This is a genomic window from Flavobacterium frigidum (assembly GCF_048286735.1).
In the GTDB taxonomy this organism is placed as follows: Bacteria; Bacteroidota; Bacteroidia; order Flavobacteriales; family Flavobacteriaceae; genus Flavobacterium.
The window spans coordinates 92,645-108,873 of the sequence record NZ_JBLVPU010000001.1; the positions used below are offsets into that span (position 1 = coordinate 92,645).

The 16,229-nt window shown below is 34.7% G+C and carries 13 protein-coding genes; 7 read left to right on the forward strand and 6 right to left on the reverse strand.

The genetic code is table 11. The features are described from left to right. Positions 1–48: 48 nt before the first annotated feature. The 3 genes from ACNQGO_RS00440 to ACNQGO_RS00450 all read right to left on the reverse strand — a co-directional run bounded on the left by ACNQGO_RS00440 (position 49) and on the right by ACNQGO_RS00450 (position 5,497). Positions 49–3,492, reverse strand: a complete 3,444-nt coding sequence (locus ACNQGO_RS00440; protein WP_417983838.1) for a hypothetical protein — start codon at positions 3,490–3,492, stop codon at positions 49–51. Between the two features lie 179 nt (positions 3,493–3,671). After that, entirely contained in the window at positions 3,672–4,928 is a 1,257-nt protein-coding gene (locus ACNQGO_RS00445; RefSeq protein ID WP_417983839.1) for an aspartate kinase, read from the reverse strand. 59 nt (positions 4,929–4,987) lie between these two features. Then, the gene (locus ACNQGO_RS00450) at positions 4,988–5,497 is read right to left on the reverse strand and encodes a GNAT family N-acetyltransferase (RefSeq protein ID WP_417983840.1); all 510 of its coding nucleotides are present in this window, start codon (positions 5,495–5,497) and stop codon (positions 4,988–4,990) included. 170 nt (positions 5,498–5,667) lie between these two features. On the opposite strand from ACNQGO_RS00450, the gene fbp reads away from it, so the two are divergent. Further along, positions 5,668–6,687 carry a class 1 fructose-bisphosphatase gene (gene fbp / locus ACNQGO_RS00455; protein ID WP_309757409.1) on the forward strand — a complete coding sequence of 340 codons (1,020 nt, stop codon included), beginning with the start codon at positions 5,668–5,670 and terminating at the stop codon, positions 6,685–6,687. Positions 6,688–6,772: 85 nt separating this feature from the next. Here fbp and ACNQGO_RS00460 read toward each other — a convergent pair whose 3' ends face one another. Next, positions 6,773–7,204 (reverse strand): TerB family tellurite resistance protein, encoded by a 432-nt coding sequence (locus ACNQGO_RS00460; RefSeq protein ID WP_309757407.1) that lies wholly within the window; start codon positions 7,202–7,204, stop codon positions 6,773–6,775. A gap of 178 nt (positions 7,205–7,382) precedes the next feature. Here ACNQGO_RS00460 and ACNQGO_RS00465 point away from each other — a divergent pair, with 178 nt between their 5' ends. Genes ACNQGO_RS00465 through ACNQGO_RS00475 form a run of 3 tightly spaced genes read left to right on the forward strand, consistent with a single transcriptional unit; the run spans position 7,383 to position 9,992 of the window. Further along, positions 7,383–7,976, forward strand: a complete 594-nt coding sequence (locus tag ACNQGO_RS00465) for a HupE/UreJ family protein (RefSeq protein ID WP_309757405.1) — start codon at positions 7,383–7,385, stop codon at positions 7,974–7,976. A 1-nt stretch (position 7,977) separates the two neighbouring features. Then, entirely contained in the window at positions 7,978–8,409 is a 432-nt protein-coding gene (locus ACNQGO_RS00470) for a deoxycytidylate deaminase (RefSeq protein ID WP_417947754.1), read from the forward strand. 14 nt (positions 8,410–8,423) lie between these two features. After that, on the forward strand, positions 8,424–9,992 hold the full coding sequence (locus ACNQGO_RS00475) for a S41 family peptidase (protein ID WP_417947755.1): 1,569 nt from the start codon (positions 8,424–8,426) through the stop codon (positions 9,990–9,992). Positions 9,993–10,263: 271 nt separating this feature from the next. Here ACNQGO_RS00475 and ACNQGO_RS00480 read toward each other — a convergent pair whose 3' ends face one another. Together ACNQGO_RS00480 and ACNQGO_RS00485 are read right to left on the reverse strand one after the other, a co-directional pair. Then, entirely contained in the window at positions 10,264–10,467 is a 204-nt protein-coding gene (locus ACNQGO_RS00480; RefSeq protein WP_417983841.1) for a hypothetical protein, read from the reverse strand. A 96-nt stretch (positions 10,468–10,563) separates the two neighbouring features. Then, on the reverse strand, positions 10,564–11,142 hold the full coding sequence (locus ACNQGO_RS00485) for a MarC family protein (RefSeq protein WP_417945467.1): 579 nt from the start codon (positions 11,140–11,142) through the stop codon (positions 10,564–10,566). A 270-nt stretch (positions 11,143–11,412) separates the two neighbouring features. On the opposite strand from ACNQGO_RS00485, the gene ACNQGO_RS00490 reads away from it, so the two are divergent. The 3 genes from ACNQGO_RS00490 to ACNQGO_RS00500 all read left to right on the forward strand — a co-directional run bounded on the left by ACNQGO_RS00490 (position 11,413) and on the right by ACNQGO_RS00500 (position 15,905). After that, positions 11,413–11,988: a DUF3109 family protein gene (locus tag ACNQGO_RS00490; RefSeq protein WP_309758476.1), complete on the forward strand. Its 576-nt coding sequence runs from the start codon at positions 11,413–11,415 to the stop codon at positions 11,986–11,988. A 250-nt stretch (positions 11,989–12,238) separates the two neighbouring features. Next, positions 12,239–13,216, forward strand: a complete 978-nt coding sequence (locus ACNQGO_RS00495) for a ribonucleotide-diphosphate reductase subunit beta (RefSeq protein WP_144889710.1) — start codon at positions 12,239–12,241, stop codon at positions 13,214–13,216. 259 nt (positions 13,217–13,475) lie between these two features. Beyond that, a complete protein-coding gene (locus ACNQGO_RS00500; RefSeq protein ID WP_417983842.1) occupies positions 13,476–15,905 on the forward strand; it encodes a ribonucleoside-diphosphate reductase subunit alpha in 2,430 nt (809 codons plus the stop codon). The last annotated feature ends 324 nt before the right edge of the window (positions 15,906–16,229 follow it).

The following is a 16,229-nucleotide window of genomic DNA, read 5'->3' on the forward strand; positions in this document are numbered from 1 at the left end:
AAATAAGAAATAAATTGGTATTTGAATAAATTATTCTTGCAATTCTTCTTAAAAATAAGCTCTCAGTTGCACATTTCCAGTATGAATGGCTTGGCTCGTTTCGCTTTTACGCCCTTGGTAATTCAAGTTGATGTCTAAGAATTGTGTAATGTTTTTTTGCAAAAGCAATCTCCAAGTCAAGTTTTGTCCGGTTTGTAATCCCTCGAGCATTTGAAACCCAACTGCAGAAAACTCATTTCCTTCAAATTTATTTTGGTAAAAAGAAACTTCACCGTTCAGTGTTATTTTTTTAGTACTAGCGTAGGAAAAAGCGGTTCCAAAACGGTTTTGTAATAATATTTCGAAGACTCCAATTAAGTTTTTTTTACTTTGTAATTCATAAAAAATATCCCAACTGGTATTTTTAGAGAATAAATAACTGATTTTTGGAGCTAATTGAAATCCGTTTATCGCATAATTTTTTTCTGGAAAATTCTCAGATTGAATAGTAGATTGAATTGTTTTGGCAAAAAAACCAAACAACCAACTTTTTTGATACAAATGGTTGTATTGCAATTGATGGGAATTGTTTGTTGCTTCCTGAGAACCTATTGATAGTAAGTTTTTTGTTTTATTTTGTAAATACGAATACGTCACTGAATGGTTTTGCTTACCTCGATTGTAAAACAAACTATTTCTAAAACTGGAATTCAATCCTAATACATTTTCATTTGAGCTACTGAATGGATTTAATTCGAAATTTGCACCATTACTTCTCGTTTTACGGTCGATTATATATGCAGTTTGATTATAAAAATAGGAAAGTAGTTTTTTTAATCCTTTTTCATTTTGCCATTGATTGGGGTTTATTGTAACTGATTGTGAAAACTTATTTTGATGTGTTTTAATGTAAATTCGATTGGGCAAAAATATCCTAATAAATTCTGCTTGATCTATAAATGGGGCGACTTCGAACTCCTGTAATTCTTGTACGCCATTACCGTTGTAATCATTCCAAGTATAAACACCTTGTCCCGCAACAACTTTAAGATAGGTAAATTCTTGTTGTGGGATAGTTCCTGAGTTTGTTTCGTAAACCGAAGTACTTTGAATTAATTGATTGAAAAAACGATCGGTATATACTATTCTCGAATTTAAGGTAGATTCTTTTTTTCGTGTTGGATCTACAAAATTTAGAACTCTGTAATTTGCATAAACAGACAAATCGTTTTTATTAGTTTGTATTAATTTCGACTTCAGTTGAAACGATTGCGACGAGTTCACGCGTTGAATCCTATTTCCAGCATTTTGGGATTGCAAACTATCATTGGTTCTTCTCAAGTATCCCAATTCGACAAAAATCTTTGTGCTGTCTCCTCGTCCTGAAAAGATGCCATACTCTGTAAATTTTTGGCTCAAAGCCGAAAACTGATTGGTTGTTTTGCTTTTCTCTTGGTTGTCTTCTAATCGAAGGCTAGAGCCAATCCAGTTTTTTTTGAAATTAAAACGCATTTGTGATTGGTTTCTTAAAAACTTCGATGATGAAATAGCGCCATCACTTTTTAGAAAGCTACCTTGGTTTTGAAAAGACCAGCCTTTTACCCGAAACACACCATTTAAAAGATGCCTGTTACCTGAAAAATTTTCAGAGAAATCCAGTTTTTCAAACTGATACAGCAAAAGTCCTGATGTAGCTGCTTGGGGTTTTGGTTTTAAGTCAAATTGTAATCCGGAAACGAGTAAACTTTGATTGCCAATACCAGCAGTTCCTATATTCCAGTCTCGATCAAATTCAATATTGTATAGTCGTTCTACAGATCTGAAGTTTTTTTGTATCAATTGATAATTAGCAAAAGCATCGATTTGCCATTTCTTTGAATAAAGTCGCTGCTTGGTATTTATTTTTCCAGCTATACCTTTATTATTGGCGTCATCAATCGATGAAAATAAATTTTGATCAGCATTGCTAATGCCAAATTCAAAATCGATAGCAGTTTTTTCCGTTGGTTTGTATTTTCCTAAAAAAGTGGCGACTTGAACTTTTGTTGGCGCAATAAGCTGAATTATGGGCTCATAATTTCCTTGTGGAATCCCGTTTACAGGCGGGATGTATTCATAAACCCGAGAAATTGTTTCAGAATTCGTTATTATGTAATTTCCAGTATTGGTGCCAACTAAAGTAAATCGGACATTGAATAATTCTTGTTGCGCATCATTCGAATATTCGAAAATTTCGACGGCATTAAACACTGTTTTCCGATATAGTACTTTGTTTTCTGAATAGGTGTCACTGTACGCCGAAGGTGCTGTCATCAATCTAGGATTATCTCCTGCATTTACTAATATTTGTGCTTGTTCCTGTGATAAATTTTGTTGCAAGGGTTGGTTTTTAAGATCATTTTCGGAATACAAATAACCTCCAAAACTCCATTTATTAGTGTCGTGTGTTGCTCCAGCATAGGTAACAAAACGGGTATAGTTTCGATCAGAAAACTGGTATTCTATGGCAATTCGCATTTCGGAAGTGATGGTAAAAAGCGGTGTAAATACAATTTCACCTGCATTGTAATCGATCGTGTAATCATTATTTTCTCCACGTTTTAATAATGTTCCGTTAACGTAAACGCGCTCAGAACCAGACACAACTAGTACATATAACTCTCCATTTTGGCCTTTTAATTTGTAAGGGCCTTGGTTGCCTTCTTGTCCTACAAAATTACTTTTGGCATATTGGCCGCGAACCAATGCTGCAGATGCAAATACATTGGTTTTGTTAGTTTCGGTTCCAAAGTTGAAATTTGTGGCCAGTCCCTGTACTTTTTTATTAAAATTTAAGAATTGCGTTTTCTTATTTTCGAGAAAAATATCACCTGCACGAATGTTCCATTGATCACTAAATAGCTCCATAAATACATTGTCAAATTGATCTAATTTCTGGGAATATCCGCCATCTTGCAGCGGAATATTACTGTCTTGAATAGAAGCTCTTAAGCTTACTTTCTCAGATATTTTACCGGTGATTTGTAAATCTAAATTCGAATTCAAAACCGCATTTTGATTGTTCCCTATGGTTATGCCGCGGGTAATGCTTCCGGAAGTATTTAACCCATCAAATGGAATTTTTTTTTTGAGGTTTTTGTTCTCAATTTTGTATAAATTGTCTTTACCCGCTTCATTACTTACCACTTTACTAGGGTCATAAATGCGGTATTCTTTGGTCAGTATTTCAGGGAATTTTAAATATTGAATAGTAAGCGAATCTGAATTGACAAGCCTGTTTTCTTTAAAAATTAAGGTTCCTTTTTTGAAATTCACCACAAAGAAAGTGCTATCAATGGTATTTCCTTTGGCGTCAAGCAGCTTGAAAAAACTGGAATTTATACTTTCTTTTTCAATAAAAATAGTGTCGCGGGAAGGGAGAATTTTTTTGGTTTTGTAGAGCGAATTAATCTCTTGAGCTTGGAGCCCAGAAAAACAGCTGATTACAATCCAAAAAAGTAATTTTTTCAACATAAATACTATAACTCGAAAGTATCAAAAGTAGTATTTATAATTTGATATTTAGAGAATGCCATAATTAGAAAATGAAATGGATGAATTCTCGTTTGGAGCGTTTAGTTTTACACTTTAAAATAAAAAAAATGGGAATCAATACACTTGATTCCCATTTTTAACAATTCGAAAAGAGTACATTAAACTTCTTTTGTTACCACTTGCATGGTTTCACGACTCACTTGTTTCAATAAAACAACTTTGTTTTCTTCAACAGTTTGTGCCGCTTTTTCGTTAAAGTGTCTAATGGTATATAAGGTTACATTTTCGTCAAATTCTACTTTAAATTTTTTGGATAAAATGGCATTCAGGGCTTTAAAATTATCAAATTTATCCTCCACACAGACAGAAAAACTAATGGCAGAATTTTGAATTAAGTTTACTTTTATTTTGAATTGATGGAACAAGGCAAAAATCTCGCTGATGTTTTCTTCCATAATAAAGGAAAAATCGATGGAAGAAAGTGAAATTAAGAGTTGGTTTCTTTTAACAATAAAACAAGGTAAATATGGTTCTAAGTCGACTCCTTTAGAAACACTAGTTCCCGTTAGCAAAGGGTTTATAAATGATTTTACATACAAAGGAATTTCCTTTTTTTGGAGCGGTTGCAGTGTTTTTGGATGAATGACCGTTGCGCCATAAAAAGCCAGTTCTATTGCTTCACGATAAGAAATCTGATTCAATAAACTCGCGTTTTCAAAATATCTTGGATCGGCATTCATAACACCGGGAACATCTTTCCAGATGGTTACACTTTGCGCATTTAAGCAATAAGCAAAAATTGCGGCAGTATAATCGGAACCTTCACGTCCTAAAGTAGTGGTGAAATTATTCTCATCAGAACCTAAGAAACCTTGTGTAATATTTAATATTTTACGCTTTACAGTTTTAGAAATATTTTTTTGTGTCAATTCCCAATCGACTTCCGCATCTCTATAATTGGCATCCGTTTTTATGAAATTGCGAACATCCAGCCATTGTGTTTTTATGCCCATGAAATTCATGAAATGACTAAGAATGGTTGTCGAAATTAATTCGCCATAACTTACAATTTGGTCGTAAACAAAATTGTAATTGGGCGATTTATTGTGTGCCAAAAAATATTCTAAATCAGCAAATTGGGTATTGACATCGACAAAAACATCATTTTTTTCGTCGTCAAATAAATCTATCAAAATTTGATTGTGGTATTTTTTTACTTCTTGAACTGACGAATTTAACTCTGCTGATTTGTCAAAATAGTTTTTTATGACAATTTCTAGTGCATTCGTCGTTTTGCCCATTGCAGAAACAACCAACAATACATCTTCGTAGCCTACTTTTTGTAAAACGTCATAAACGTTCTTGATTCCTGCGGCATCCTTAACAGAGGCTCCTCCAAATTTGAATACTCTCATACTACTATAAATTCCAATTATACAATTCTAAATTCCAGCTTTTAAATGCAACTGTAATTTTATTTTTTTAACTTATTTTCAATAAAATTGTTGATTCCTACTTCATCCATTTGTACTACGTACCAATCACGAAGTACATTGGCTCCTGACTTTTCATAAAATTCGATTGCGGGAGTATTCCAGTCTAGCACATTCCATTCCACACGTCGTACTTGGTCTTTTTTACCTTGTTTTATAATTTCAGAATACAACGCGTAGCCCAAACCAGTACCACGCATTTTGTCTTTTACTACTAAATCTTCTAGATGTATTGTTTTTCCTTTCCAAGTCGAAAAGCGATAATAGTAAAGCGCGATACCTACAATTTGCATTCCTTGTTCCGCAGCAGTAGTGTCATTTTCAATTTCGGCAACAAAAACATGAAATAGAGGAACAGGGCCAAAACCATCACGAATTAAATCATCAACAGTAACTAGAACAGCATCAGGTTCCTTTTCAAATACCGCTAATTCTTGAATAAGTCCCAAAACTGCGTGCATATCCTCGGGTTTGCCCTTTCTAATATTCATAAAATTTTATTTTAATGATTCATAAATGCATTTTTATTGCATTTTTACTTATTTATTTTGAGTTTTATTCAGCAAATATACAATAGTGCCAAAGTAAATAAATAGTATTCAAATTGTTTTCACAAAAAAAACGATATTTGTGACTTCAAAATAACTACATCGATTTCGTAATGGAAGAACGCAACAAAACACTAGGAGAATTTATCATTGAGAATCAAAATGCTTTTCAATATTCATCAGGCGAATTATCCCGAATTATTAACTCTATTCGTTTGGCCGCCAAAGTAGTCAATTACAAAGTAAACAAAGCGGGTCTGGTTGATATTGTTGGAGCAGCTGGAGAACAAAACATACAAGGGGAAGACCAACAAAAATTGGATGTTTACGCTAATGAAGTGTTTATTCAAACGCTTATAAATCGTGAAATTGTATGTGGAATTGCCTCTGAAGAAAATGATGATTTTATCACAGTAGAAGGAAGCGATAACAGTCATAACAACAAATATGTGGTCTTGATGGATCCGCTTGATGGCTCTTCAAATATTGATGTTAATGTTTCTGTTGGAACTATATTTTCAGTTTATAGAAGAGTTACTCCAATAGGAACTCCAGTTACTCTTGAAGATTTTCTACAACCGGGAATCAATCAGGTTGCTGCGGGATATGTAATTTACGGAACTTCTACGATGTTAGTCTATACTACTGGTCATGGAGTTAATGGATTTACATTGAACCCTGCCATTGGAACTTTTTATTTATCGCATCCTAAAATGAAATTCCCAACAGACGGTCATATTTATTCTATAAATGAAGGGAATTATGTTCATTTTCCGCAAGGGGTTAAAGATTACATAAAATATTGTCAGTTTGAGGAAGGGGACAGACCTTATACTTCCAGGTACATAGGAAGTCTAGTTTCGGATATTCACAGAAATATGATTAAAGGTGGAATTTATTTATATCCTACCAGTTCTAAAGCACCAAAAGGGAAATTGCGTTTGCTATATGAGTGTAATCCACTAGCATTTATTACAGAACAAGCAGGAGGTAAAGCTTCAGACGGTTTTAATAGAATCATGGAGATTGAGCCTACAGAATTGCATGAAAGAGTGCCGTTCTTTTGCGGAAGTTACAACATGGTTGAAAAAGCAGAAGAATTCATGTACAAAGCAAAATTAAGCAAATACTAAAAAAGATTTTAATACAATAACTTTCAAAATATAAAAAAATACCCCAAAAAGCTGATGCTATTTGGGGTATTTTTATGCTTTAGAATTACTTATTCATGTTTTGCATTTCGAAAAGGAACGTGTCTAAATCAACTTTTTTGTCCACGAGCGTAAGTGCTTTGTGTACAATATAATTTACATTTTCAGCATTGAAACCAAGTGCCACTCCAAATTTTCTTAACAATAATTCTTGTATGTCACCAAGATGGTGATCTACATGCACCATTCGTGCTAAATCAAATAAACGTTCTAGTTTTTGCTCGTGCAAATAAGGAGGGTTTATAGGATATTTTAAAGGATTTTCTAAAATTTCTTCATATTCTGCTGGAGAAATTTCCAATCGAACAGCCAGTTTGTCTAAAAATAATTTCTCTTCTGGAGTAAACGTATCGTCAGCAAGAGCTACACGAACAATAGCTGAAAAATGACCTTTATTCCTTTGTTTGAATTCGCTATCAAATAAATCTGAAAATGACATAGTTGTTGTTTTTTTATCTTACAAAGATAAATCTATTTTTAAATTAATGATTTTAAATTTTTTATATTTTTTTTGGAATTGATCTCACTTGAAGTGCATTTATTTTAAATAATGAAATCACTCATTTTCAAAATTAATCGTAAGTTTACAAACCCTATAGCAAACTAATATTGTAATCATGTCAGAGTTTTGGATTTACTTTCAAATTGGATTAAAACACGTTTTAGACATTCACGCGTACGACCATGTTTTGTTTTTGATAGCATTAGCGATTCCTTTTACTTTTAAAGATTGGAAAAGAATAGTTCTTCTAGTAACACTATTTACAATCGGACACACGATGGCTTTGCTGCTTTCTGTTTTTGGAATAATTGCGATTAAAGTAAATGTTGTAGAATTATTAATTCCGATAACAATTCTAATAACAGCCTTGTTCAATCTTTTTACAGCGGGAAAATCCAGTAAAAAAGAGAGTATAAATTTGGTTTTTTTTATCACGCTTTTTTTTGGAATAATTCATGGGTTGGGTTTTTCAAATTATTTCAAATCGATTTTGGGAGGTGATGCAACCTCAAAAATACTACCGCTATCAGAGTTTGCATTGGGTATTGAAGCAGCACAAATTGTTGTTGTTTTTGTAGTTTTGATAGTGTCCTATATTGTACAAACCATTTTTAGATTCTCCAAACGCGATTGGACTCTAGTAATGTCAGCCTTTATAATAGGAGTAGTAATTCCTTTAATAATACAAAGTGAAATCTGGATCAGATAAAATGAACGAAAAAAAATTGAATAAATACGATAAAGCGTATTTGAGGATTGCAAAAGAATGGAGTTTATTGTCGTATTGCAAACGCAAGCAAGTGGGCGCAATTATTGTGCGGGACCGTATGATAATTTCTGATGGGTATAACGGAACTCCAAGCGGTTTTGAAAATTGCTGTGAAGATGCAGAAGGATTAACGCGTTGGGATGTTTTGCATGCTGAGGCAAATGCCATCCTGAAGGTTGCACGATCTACCCAGTCATGTGAGGGAGCAACGTTATATATCACACTTTCGCCTTGTAAAGAATGCAGCAAATTAATTCATCAATCTGGAATAAAAAGAGTGGTGTATCACAATGGGTATCGCGATGATTCTGGGATTCAGTTCTTAATAAAAGCAGGAGTAGAGGTAGAACATATTCCGGTATTAGAAGAGTAAAATGGTGACTTTACATGAAAAATAATCTAAAATATTTGCCCATTCTTATTTTTGCAACACTCGCTCTGGGTTTTGTATTGGGTGGAATGTTGAATTTTCCTAATGTTGCTGACTTTTCAAATAGAAATAATTCGAGAAGTAAGCTCAATAAACTCATCGATTTTATAGATAATGAATATGTAGATAATGTCAACACAGATTCTATTGTCAACTTGACCGTAGATAATATTTTGGCGCAGCTTGATCCCCATTCTGTTTATATTCCGCCGAGTGACCAACTAGAAGTGGTGGAGAGTATGCAAGGAAATTTCGTGGGAATAGGCGTAAACTTTTACATGTACAACGACTCTGTTGCAGTTATCAAGCCAGTAGAGAATGGCCCTTCGGCAAAAGCTGGAATAAAAGCTGGAGACCGTATTTTGTATGCTGATAAAACGAAATTATTTGGGCGTAAACTGCCAAGTGATAGTTTGTTTTCTAAACTAAAAGGAACGGTAGGTTCAGATATTGAACTTACGATCTTTAGAAAATCAGAAGGCAAGAAACTTAAAATAAAAATAAAAAGAGATGTTATTCCGCTGAAAAGTGTAGATGCAGCCTTACTATTGAGCAATCAAACGGGATATATAAAAATAAATAGATTTGCAGAAACTACCTACAGAGAATTTATGGCAGGTTTGGCTAAACTCAAAAAGCAAGGGGCAAAATCACTCGTAATTGATGTGCGAGATAATGGTGGTGGTTACATGGAAGAGGCGATTGCTATTGCCGATGAGCTATTAATTGATAAGCAATTGATAGTTTTCACCAAAAATAAAAATGGGAAGATAGACAAGACATTTGCAACCAAAAAAGGCAGTTTTGAAAACGGAAATGTATTTGTTCTAATAAACGAAAATAGCGCTTCGGCCAGTGAAATTCTTGCAGGAGCCATTCAAGATAATGATCGAGGAACCATAGTGGGTCGTCGTTCTTTTGGAAAAGGATTGGTACAGCGAGAAATGGATTTTGCGGATGGTTCAGCGGTTCGATTGACCATTGCAAGGTATTACACACCAACGGGACGTTCTATTCAAAAACCCTATTCGAAAGGGAATGAGGCTTACTTTAAGGAATCAGAGTCTCGTTTTGGAAATGGAGAATTGTATGAAAAAGACAGTATTAAAGTTGCTGATACATTAAAATTCAAGACAAAAAAAGGTAAAATTGTATACGGCGGCGGAGGAATAGTGCCTGATGTTTTTGTACCGCTTGAAGTAGAGCATGGTAATGAAAGTACGGCTTATTTACTGCAGTCAGGAATTCTGGGTAATTTTGTTTTTGTACAATTAGATAAAAACAGAAGCGCTTTTAATGGTCTTAGCTTTGAGCAATTCAAAGTAAAAATGAATCAAACCGATGTGTCTTTTAATTTGTTTCAGAAATTTATTTCAGGAAACGGCTTGGATTTGAATTTTGGAAAAAGCAAATCGTTAGTCAAAAGATACTTGGCTGCAGAATTTGCTCGACAGTTGTATGGGGAAACCTATTATTATCAAATTATTTTGAAAGAAGACGCGATGATTAAGGCAGCGGTCAAATAAACGTCTATCTCATTTTTCTCAAATAGGTATAAATAAAATTCTAAGTAATTGTGTTATACCTTGAATAAATTACAAGGTTTTTAATAATGATTAAAAACGAAACCCCAAGTTTCGAATTATCAAAAAGTGTGTCTTAAATCGAAGAAATTTTTTGATAAGTGAATAGGCCAGACCTTTTGTGCGTGATAAAGGATTTGTTTTTATGGAACCCAATACCAGTGTGCACAATATTTCTAAAATGCCTTCGTTATTGGAAGAAGATCAAATAGTGTTACAGTTGCTCATTTGATTTATCTTCAATCTTTTTGGCTGTTTTTAAAATTAAAAGAATCAAAACAGCACATAAGGAGGCTGCAATTCCAATAAAAGCAACTACGCTATCTCCTTGAAATGGATTTCTATAATCCAATAAAGTAACATTAAATATGATTAGCGCTACTGCTAATAACACCAAGATGTTAGTGAAAATTTTCATAATATGTTTTGTTTTTTTTGATGTATAAAAGTTTTTAATCGAAAAGTGAATTTTCTTTTGAAAATATTTTAGAGAGTAAATTTATAAAAAATTATCTTATACGAACAAACCTTTAACATTCGCGGCGAATAATTTAACAGCTATTGCCAGAAGTACTACTCCAAATGTTTTTCGGATCACTCCAAGCCCATTCTCTCCAAGTATTTTTTCGATTTTAGAAGATGATTTCAATACAATGTAAACGAGAATAATATTTAAAAATATGGCAATAACAATGTTTATGGTTGAAAACTGAGATCGTAAGGATAGTAAAGTTGTCATTGTTCCTGCTCCAGCAATAAGTGGGAATGCTAATGGCACAATAGAGGCAGAGCTCGCTTCCTCATCACGGTAAATACGAATACCTAAAATCATTTCAAGAGCCAAAAAGAACAACACAAAAGAACCAGCAACGGCAAATGAGTTCACATCAATTCCTATTAAGTTCAATAATTCTTCTCCCACAAAAAGGAAAACAATCATAATAATACCAGCTACGATAGACGCTTTTTCAGATTCAATATGCCCATGCTTTGATCTTAAATCAACAATAATAGGAATAGTTCCTACGATATCAATCACTGCAAAAAGCACCATTCCAACTGTAATTATTTCTCTAAAATCGATGTTAAACATAGCTTTTTTTGTTTGCAAAGTTACGATTTTCACTAGATTTTTGATAATAATTACATTTTATTACACTAATTCTGATTCCTTTTTTTAGAGACTTTTTTTTATACAAATCGTGGCTTTAGAATTCTTGTAATGGTTACTATTATTGGGTTGTATCCTATTATAATTTAATTTTTTCTCTGGTTTTTTTAAAAGTTAAAGTTGGTTTGTTCCCAGAAATTTACAAATTACTTTGATTACCTTTGCACTTTATAATCTCACTCCCCCAAAAGAATGTTTCAATTAGGAAAAACCATCGTCTCAGAAGACATACTCGGAAAAGATTTTGTTTGCAATTTGTCGGCCTGTAAAGGTGCTTGTTGCGTTGATGGGGATGCGGGTGCTCCTTTGAGCGTGGAGGAAACCAAGATCTTAGAAGAAATTTATCCTAAGGTAAAACCATTTTTACGCAAACAAGGAATTGCTGCTATCGAAGCGCAAGGAACTTGGACCGTAGGTACTGATGGTGATCTTGAAACGCCACTTATTGATAATAAAGATTGTGCGTATGTCATTTTTGATGGCAAAACCGCTTTGTGTGGGATCGAGCAAGCCTATAATCAAGGGATAATCGATTGGAAAAAACCGGTTTCCTGTCATTTGTATCCAATACGTGTAAAAGATTTCACGGAGTTTGCTGCCGTTAACTATGACAAATGGGATATTTGTGATCCGGCCTGTTCCTTAGGTCAGGAGCTAGAAGTACCTGTTTATAAATTTGTCAAAGAAGCGTTGGTTAGAAAATTTGGTGAGGACTGGTACGCGGAGTTAGAAACGGTTGCAGAAGAGTATAAAAACAATTCAAAATAGATAAAAAAATTCTTGTTTTCTATTTTAAAATCCTATATTTTACAGTACTTAAGAGCCTTTTGTGAATTATAAAATACTGATTTACAGTTTTTTATAATTTATAAAATTTCGCTGACTTTTTTTCTCTTTGTTAAAAACTAGTGACGATTGTGGATAAGTTTGGCTTTCAATTCCGGCAATATTTTACAACCTTTGTAATCCCCAGAAAGCACAAAATTTCGTTAAAATCACAACAAAATAAAAAAATAAAATGACACAAGTGGAACCAATATTGCAAGAGAATAAGAATCGTTTCGTGATTTTTCCGATCAAACATCATGACATTTGGGAGTGGTATAAAAAGATGGAAGCTAGTTTTTGGACTGCGGAGGAGATCGATTTATCACAAGATTTGAATGACTGGAATAACAAACTTTCGGATGAGGAGCGTTATTTTGTAAAACACATATTAGCATTTTTTGCTGCTTCGGATGGGATTGTAAACGAAAATTTGGCGGAGAATTTTGTAAACGAGGTACAATATGCTGAGGCAAAGTTTTTTTATGGCTTTCAAATCATGATGGAAAACATTCATAGCGAAACGTACTCATTATTAATTGATACTTACGTGAAAGACGAAGCAGAGAAAGATGAGTTGTTCAATGCACTTGAAGTTTTTCCTGCTATTAAGAAAAAAGCAGACTGGGCTTTGAAATGGATTGAATCGGATTCGTTTGCAGAGCGTTTGATTGCTTTTGCAGCGGTAGAAGGTATCTTTTTCTCAGGGGCATTTTGTTCTATTTACTGGTTGAAAAAACGTGGCTTAATGCCAGGACTTACGTTTTCGAACGAATTGATTTCTCGTGATGAAGGGGTGCATTGTGATTTTGCCGTGCACTTGCACAACCACCACTTGGTAAACAAAGTGCCAAAAGATAGAATTAGAGAAATCATTGTGGATGCTTTGAATATTGAAAGAGAGTTCATCACTGAGTCGTTACCGGTATCTTTAATTGGTATGAACGCAGGATTGATGACGCAGTACTTGGAGTTTGTAGCGGATCGTTTATTAGTAGAATTAGGTTGCGACAGAGAATACAATACGGCTAATCCTTTTGATTTTATGGATATGATTTCATTGCAAGGAAAAACCAACTTCTTTGAGAAAAAAGTGGCTGAATACCAAAAAGCAGGTGTAATGAACACTGATGAAGAAGCACAAAAAATAACATTCGACGCTGATTTTTAATCGGTTTTGACTATGGCTATTATCTTCCTAGCCCCGATGGAAAGGAAAATCCTTTCTAGTCCTGATTTTTTTCAGGACTAGAAAGATTGGAATGACAGCGGGATTAGCTCCCGAAAATAAAGAAACTGAACTTTAATCAAAATCAGTACCCAACAATAGTAGTTGCTGCCACAAAAGTTGTGGTTGTTGTGCTAGCAAATAATCAACAAATAACTAAAAACAGCGAAGGGATTTTCTGTTTTTAAAAAAACAAAAAAGTATGTACGTAGTAAAAAGAGATGGCCACAAAGAGCCGGTAATGTTCGACAAAATCACAGATAGAATTAAGAAGCTATGTTATGGTTTGAACGATTTGGTTGATGCCGTAAAAGTAGCGATGCGTGTTATTGAAGGGCTTTATGATGGAGTTTCTACGTCAGAATTAGATAATCTTGCTGCCGAAACTGCTGCTTCGATGACGATTGCGCACCCAGATTACGCTCAGTTGGCGGCCCGAATTGCGATCTCAAATTTACACTCGAACACTAAAAAATCATTCTCTGAGACGATGAATGATATGTTCAATTATGTAAACCCAAGAAACGGTCAATACGCTCCGTTACTATCTGAGGAAGTGCATAAAGTGATTATGGATAACGCTGAGTTTTTAGACTCGCACATTATATACAACAGAGATTTCAACTACGATTATTTTGGTTTTAAAACTCTAGAAAGATCGTATTTGCTTAAAATAAACGGTAAAATTGTTGAGCGTCCGCAGCACATGTTGATGCGTGTATCGGTGGGAATTCATTTAGATGATTTAAAATCAGTGATTGAAACCTACGACTTAATGTCGAAAAAATTCTTTACTCATGCTACGCCTACCTTATTTAATGCCGGTACTCCAAAACCTCAAATGTCGAGTTGTTTCCTATTGGCGATGCAAGATGATAGTATTGATGGGATTTATGATACGTTGAAACAAACAGCCAAAATTTCGCAATCAGCAGGTGGAATTGGACTTTCTATTCACAACGTGAGAGCAACAGGATCGTATATTCGTGGGACTAACGGAACTTCAAATGGAATTGTTCCGATGTTGCGTGTGTTTAATGATACCGCTCGTTACGTAGATCAAGGTGGTGGAAAACGTAAAGGTAGTTTTGCGATTTACATAGAAACGTGGCATGCAGACATCTTTGATTTCCTAGACTTGAAAAAGAATACTGGAAAAGAAGAAATGCGTGCAAGAGATTTGTTTTTTGCTATGTGGACTTCGGATTTATTTATGAAACGCGTTCAGGAAGATAGTTATTGGACCTTGATGTGTCCTAACGAATGTCCGGGCTTGTATGATGTGCATGGAGAAGAGTTCGAAAAAATGTACACCGATTATGAAAAAGCGGGTAAAGGTAGAAAAACCATCAAAGCGCATGAATTGTGGGAGAAAATCCTAGAGTCGCAAATTGAGACAGGAACGCCATACATGTTGTACAAAGATGCAGCCAACCGCAAATCGAACCAAAAAAATCTAGGTACTATTCGCTCGTCGAATTTGTGTACTGAGATTATGGAGTTTACTTCAAAAGACGAAATTGCTGTATGTAACTTGGCTTCGTTGTCATTGCCAATGTTTGTTGAAAACGGAGCATTCAATCACGATTTGTTTTATACCGTAACCAAGCGTGTAACTCGCAACTTAAATAAAGTAATTGACAGGAATTATTATCCGGTTAAAGAAGGAGAAAACTCTAATAAACGTCACCGTCCAATTGGTTTAGGTGTGCAAGGACTTGCTGATGCATTTATCATGTTACGTTTACCGTTTACAAGTGATGAGGCCAAAAAACTGAATCAAGAAATTTTTGAAACCATGTACTTTGCGGCTGTAACAGCATCAATGGAAATGGCTAAAGAAGAAGGTCCGTATTCAAGTTTTGAAGGTTCGCCAATTTCACAAGGGGAATTTCAGTACAATTTATGGGGATTAACCGATGCTGATTTATCGGGTCGTTGGGACTGGGCTTCGCTTCGTAAAGAAGTAATGGAGCACGGTGTTCGCAACTCCTTATTAGTGGCGCCAATGCCAACCGCATCTACTTCTCAAATTTTGGGGAACAACGAAGCTTTTGAGCCGTATACTTCAAATATTTATACTAGACGTGTACTTTCGGGTGAGTTTATTGTGGTAAACAAACACTTACTTCACGATTTAGTAGAGCGTGGCTTGTGGAACGAAACATTGAAACAAGAGTTAATGCGTAACAACGGATCGGTACAAGCGCTTGATATTCCTCAGGATTTGAAAGAATTGTACAAAACCGTTTGGGAAATGTCTATGAAAGACATTATTGATATGTCACGCCAGCGTGGGTATTTTGTAGATCAGTCGCAATCATTGAACTTGTTCATGCAAAATGCTAATTATGCAAAATTAACTTCTATGCACTTTTATGCATGGCAATCAGGTCTTAAAACCGGAATGTATTATTTGAGAACAAAAGCTGCGGTAGATGCTATTAAATTTACATTAAACAACGATAAAAAAGTTGAGCCTATAGAGGTAAAAGCGCAGCCCATTCCAGAAAGATTAGAAGCTATTGCCGTTTTAAATGAACCTGCAGAAATGAATGCTGATGAATACAGAGCAATGATCGAACTAGCTAAGAATGCCGGTCCAGAGGAATGTGAAATGTGTGGATCGTAGATAAATACTAAACCAAGACATGGTACTGTTGTCAAAGTTTTAACAAAATCGTTCTCCTTAATATTTAAGGAGGGCGATTTTTTTTGGAGCTATTTCCTTCTATTCGTTACAATCTTATACGTCATCCCGAGGTTTCGGGACCGGCTTATAAGTATTTCCACTGCTATCAGGGCTAAGAATTGAGGATTTTGAAAAGGCTTTTGCTAGCTAAAGAGATACGTATTCTGAGTTGGAGTAACGCCAGAAGATTGGTTTTAAAGCCTTAAAGTGCGAATTTCGAAACACTCTCTCAAAATAGTGTAACTCCATGAGTCGTAAGTGGGT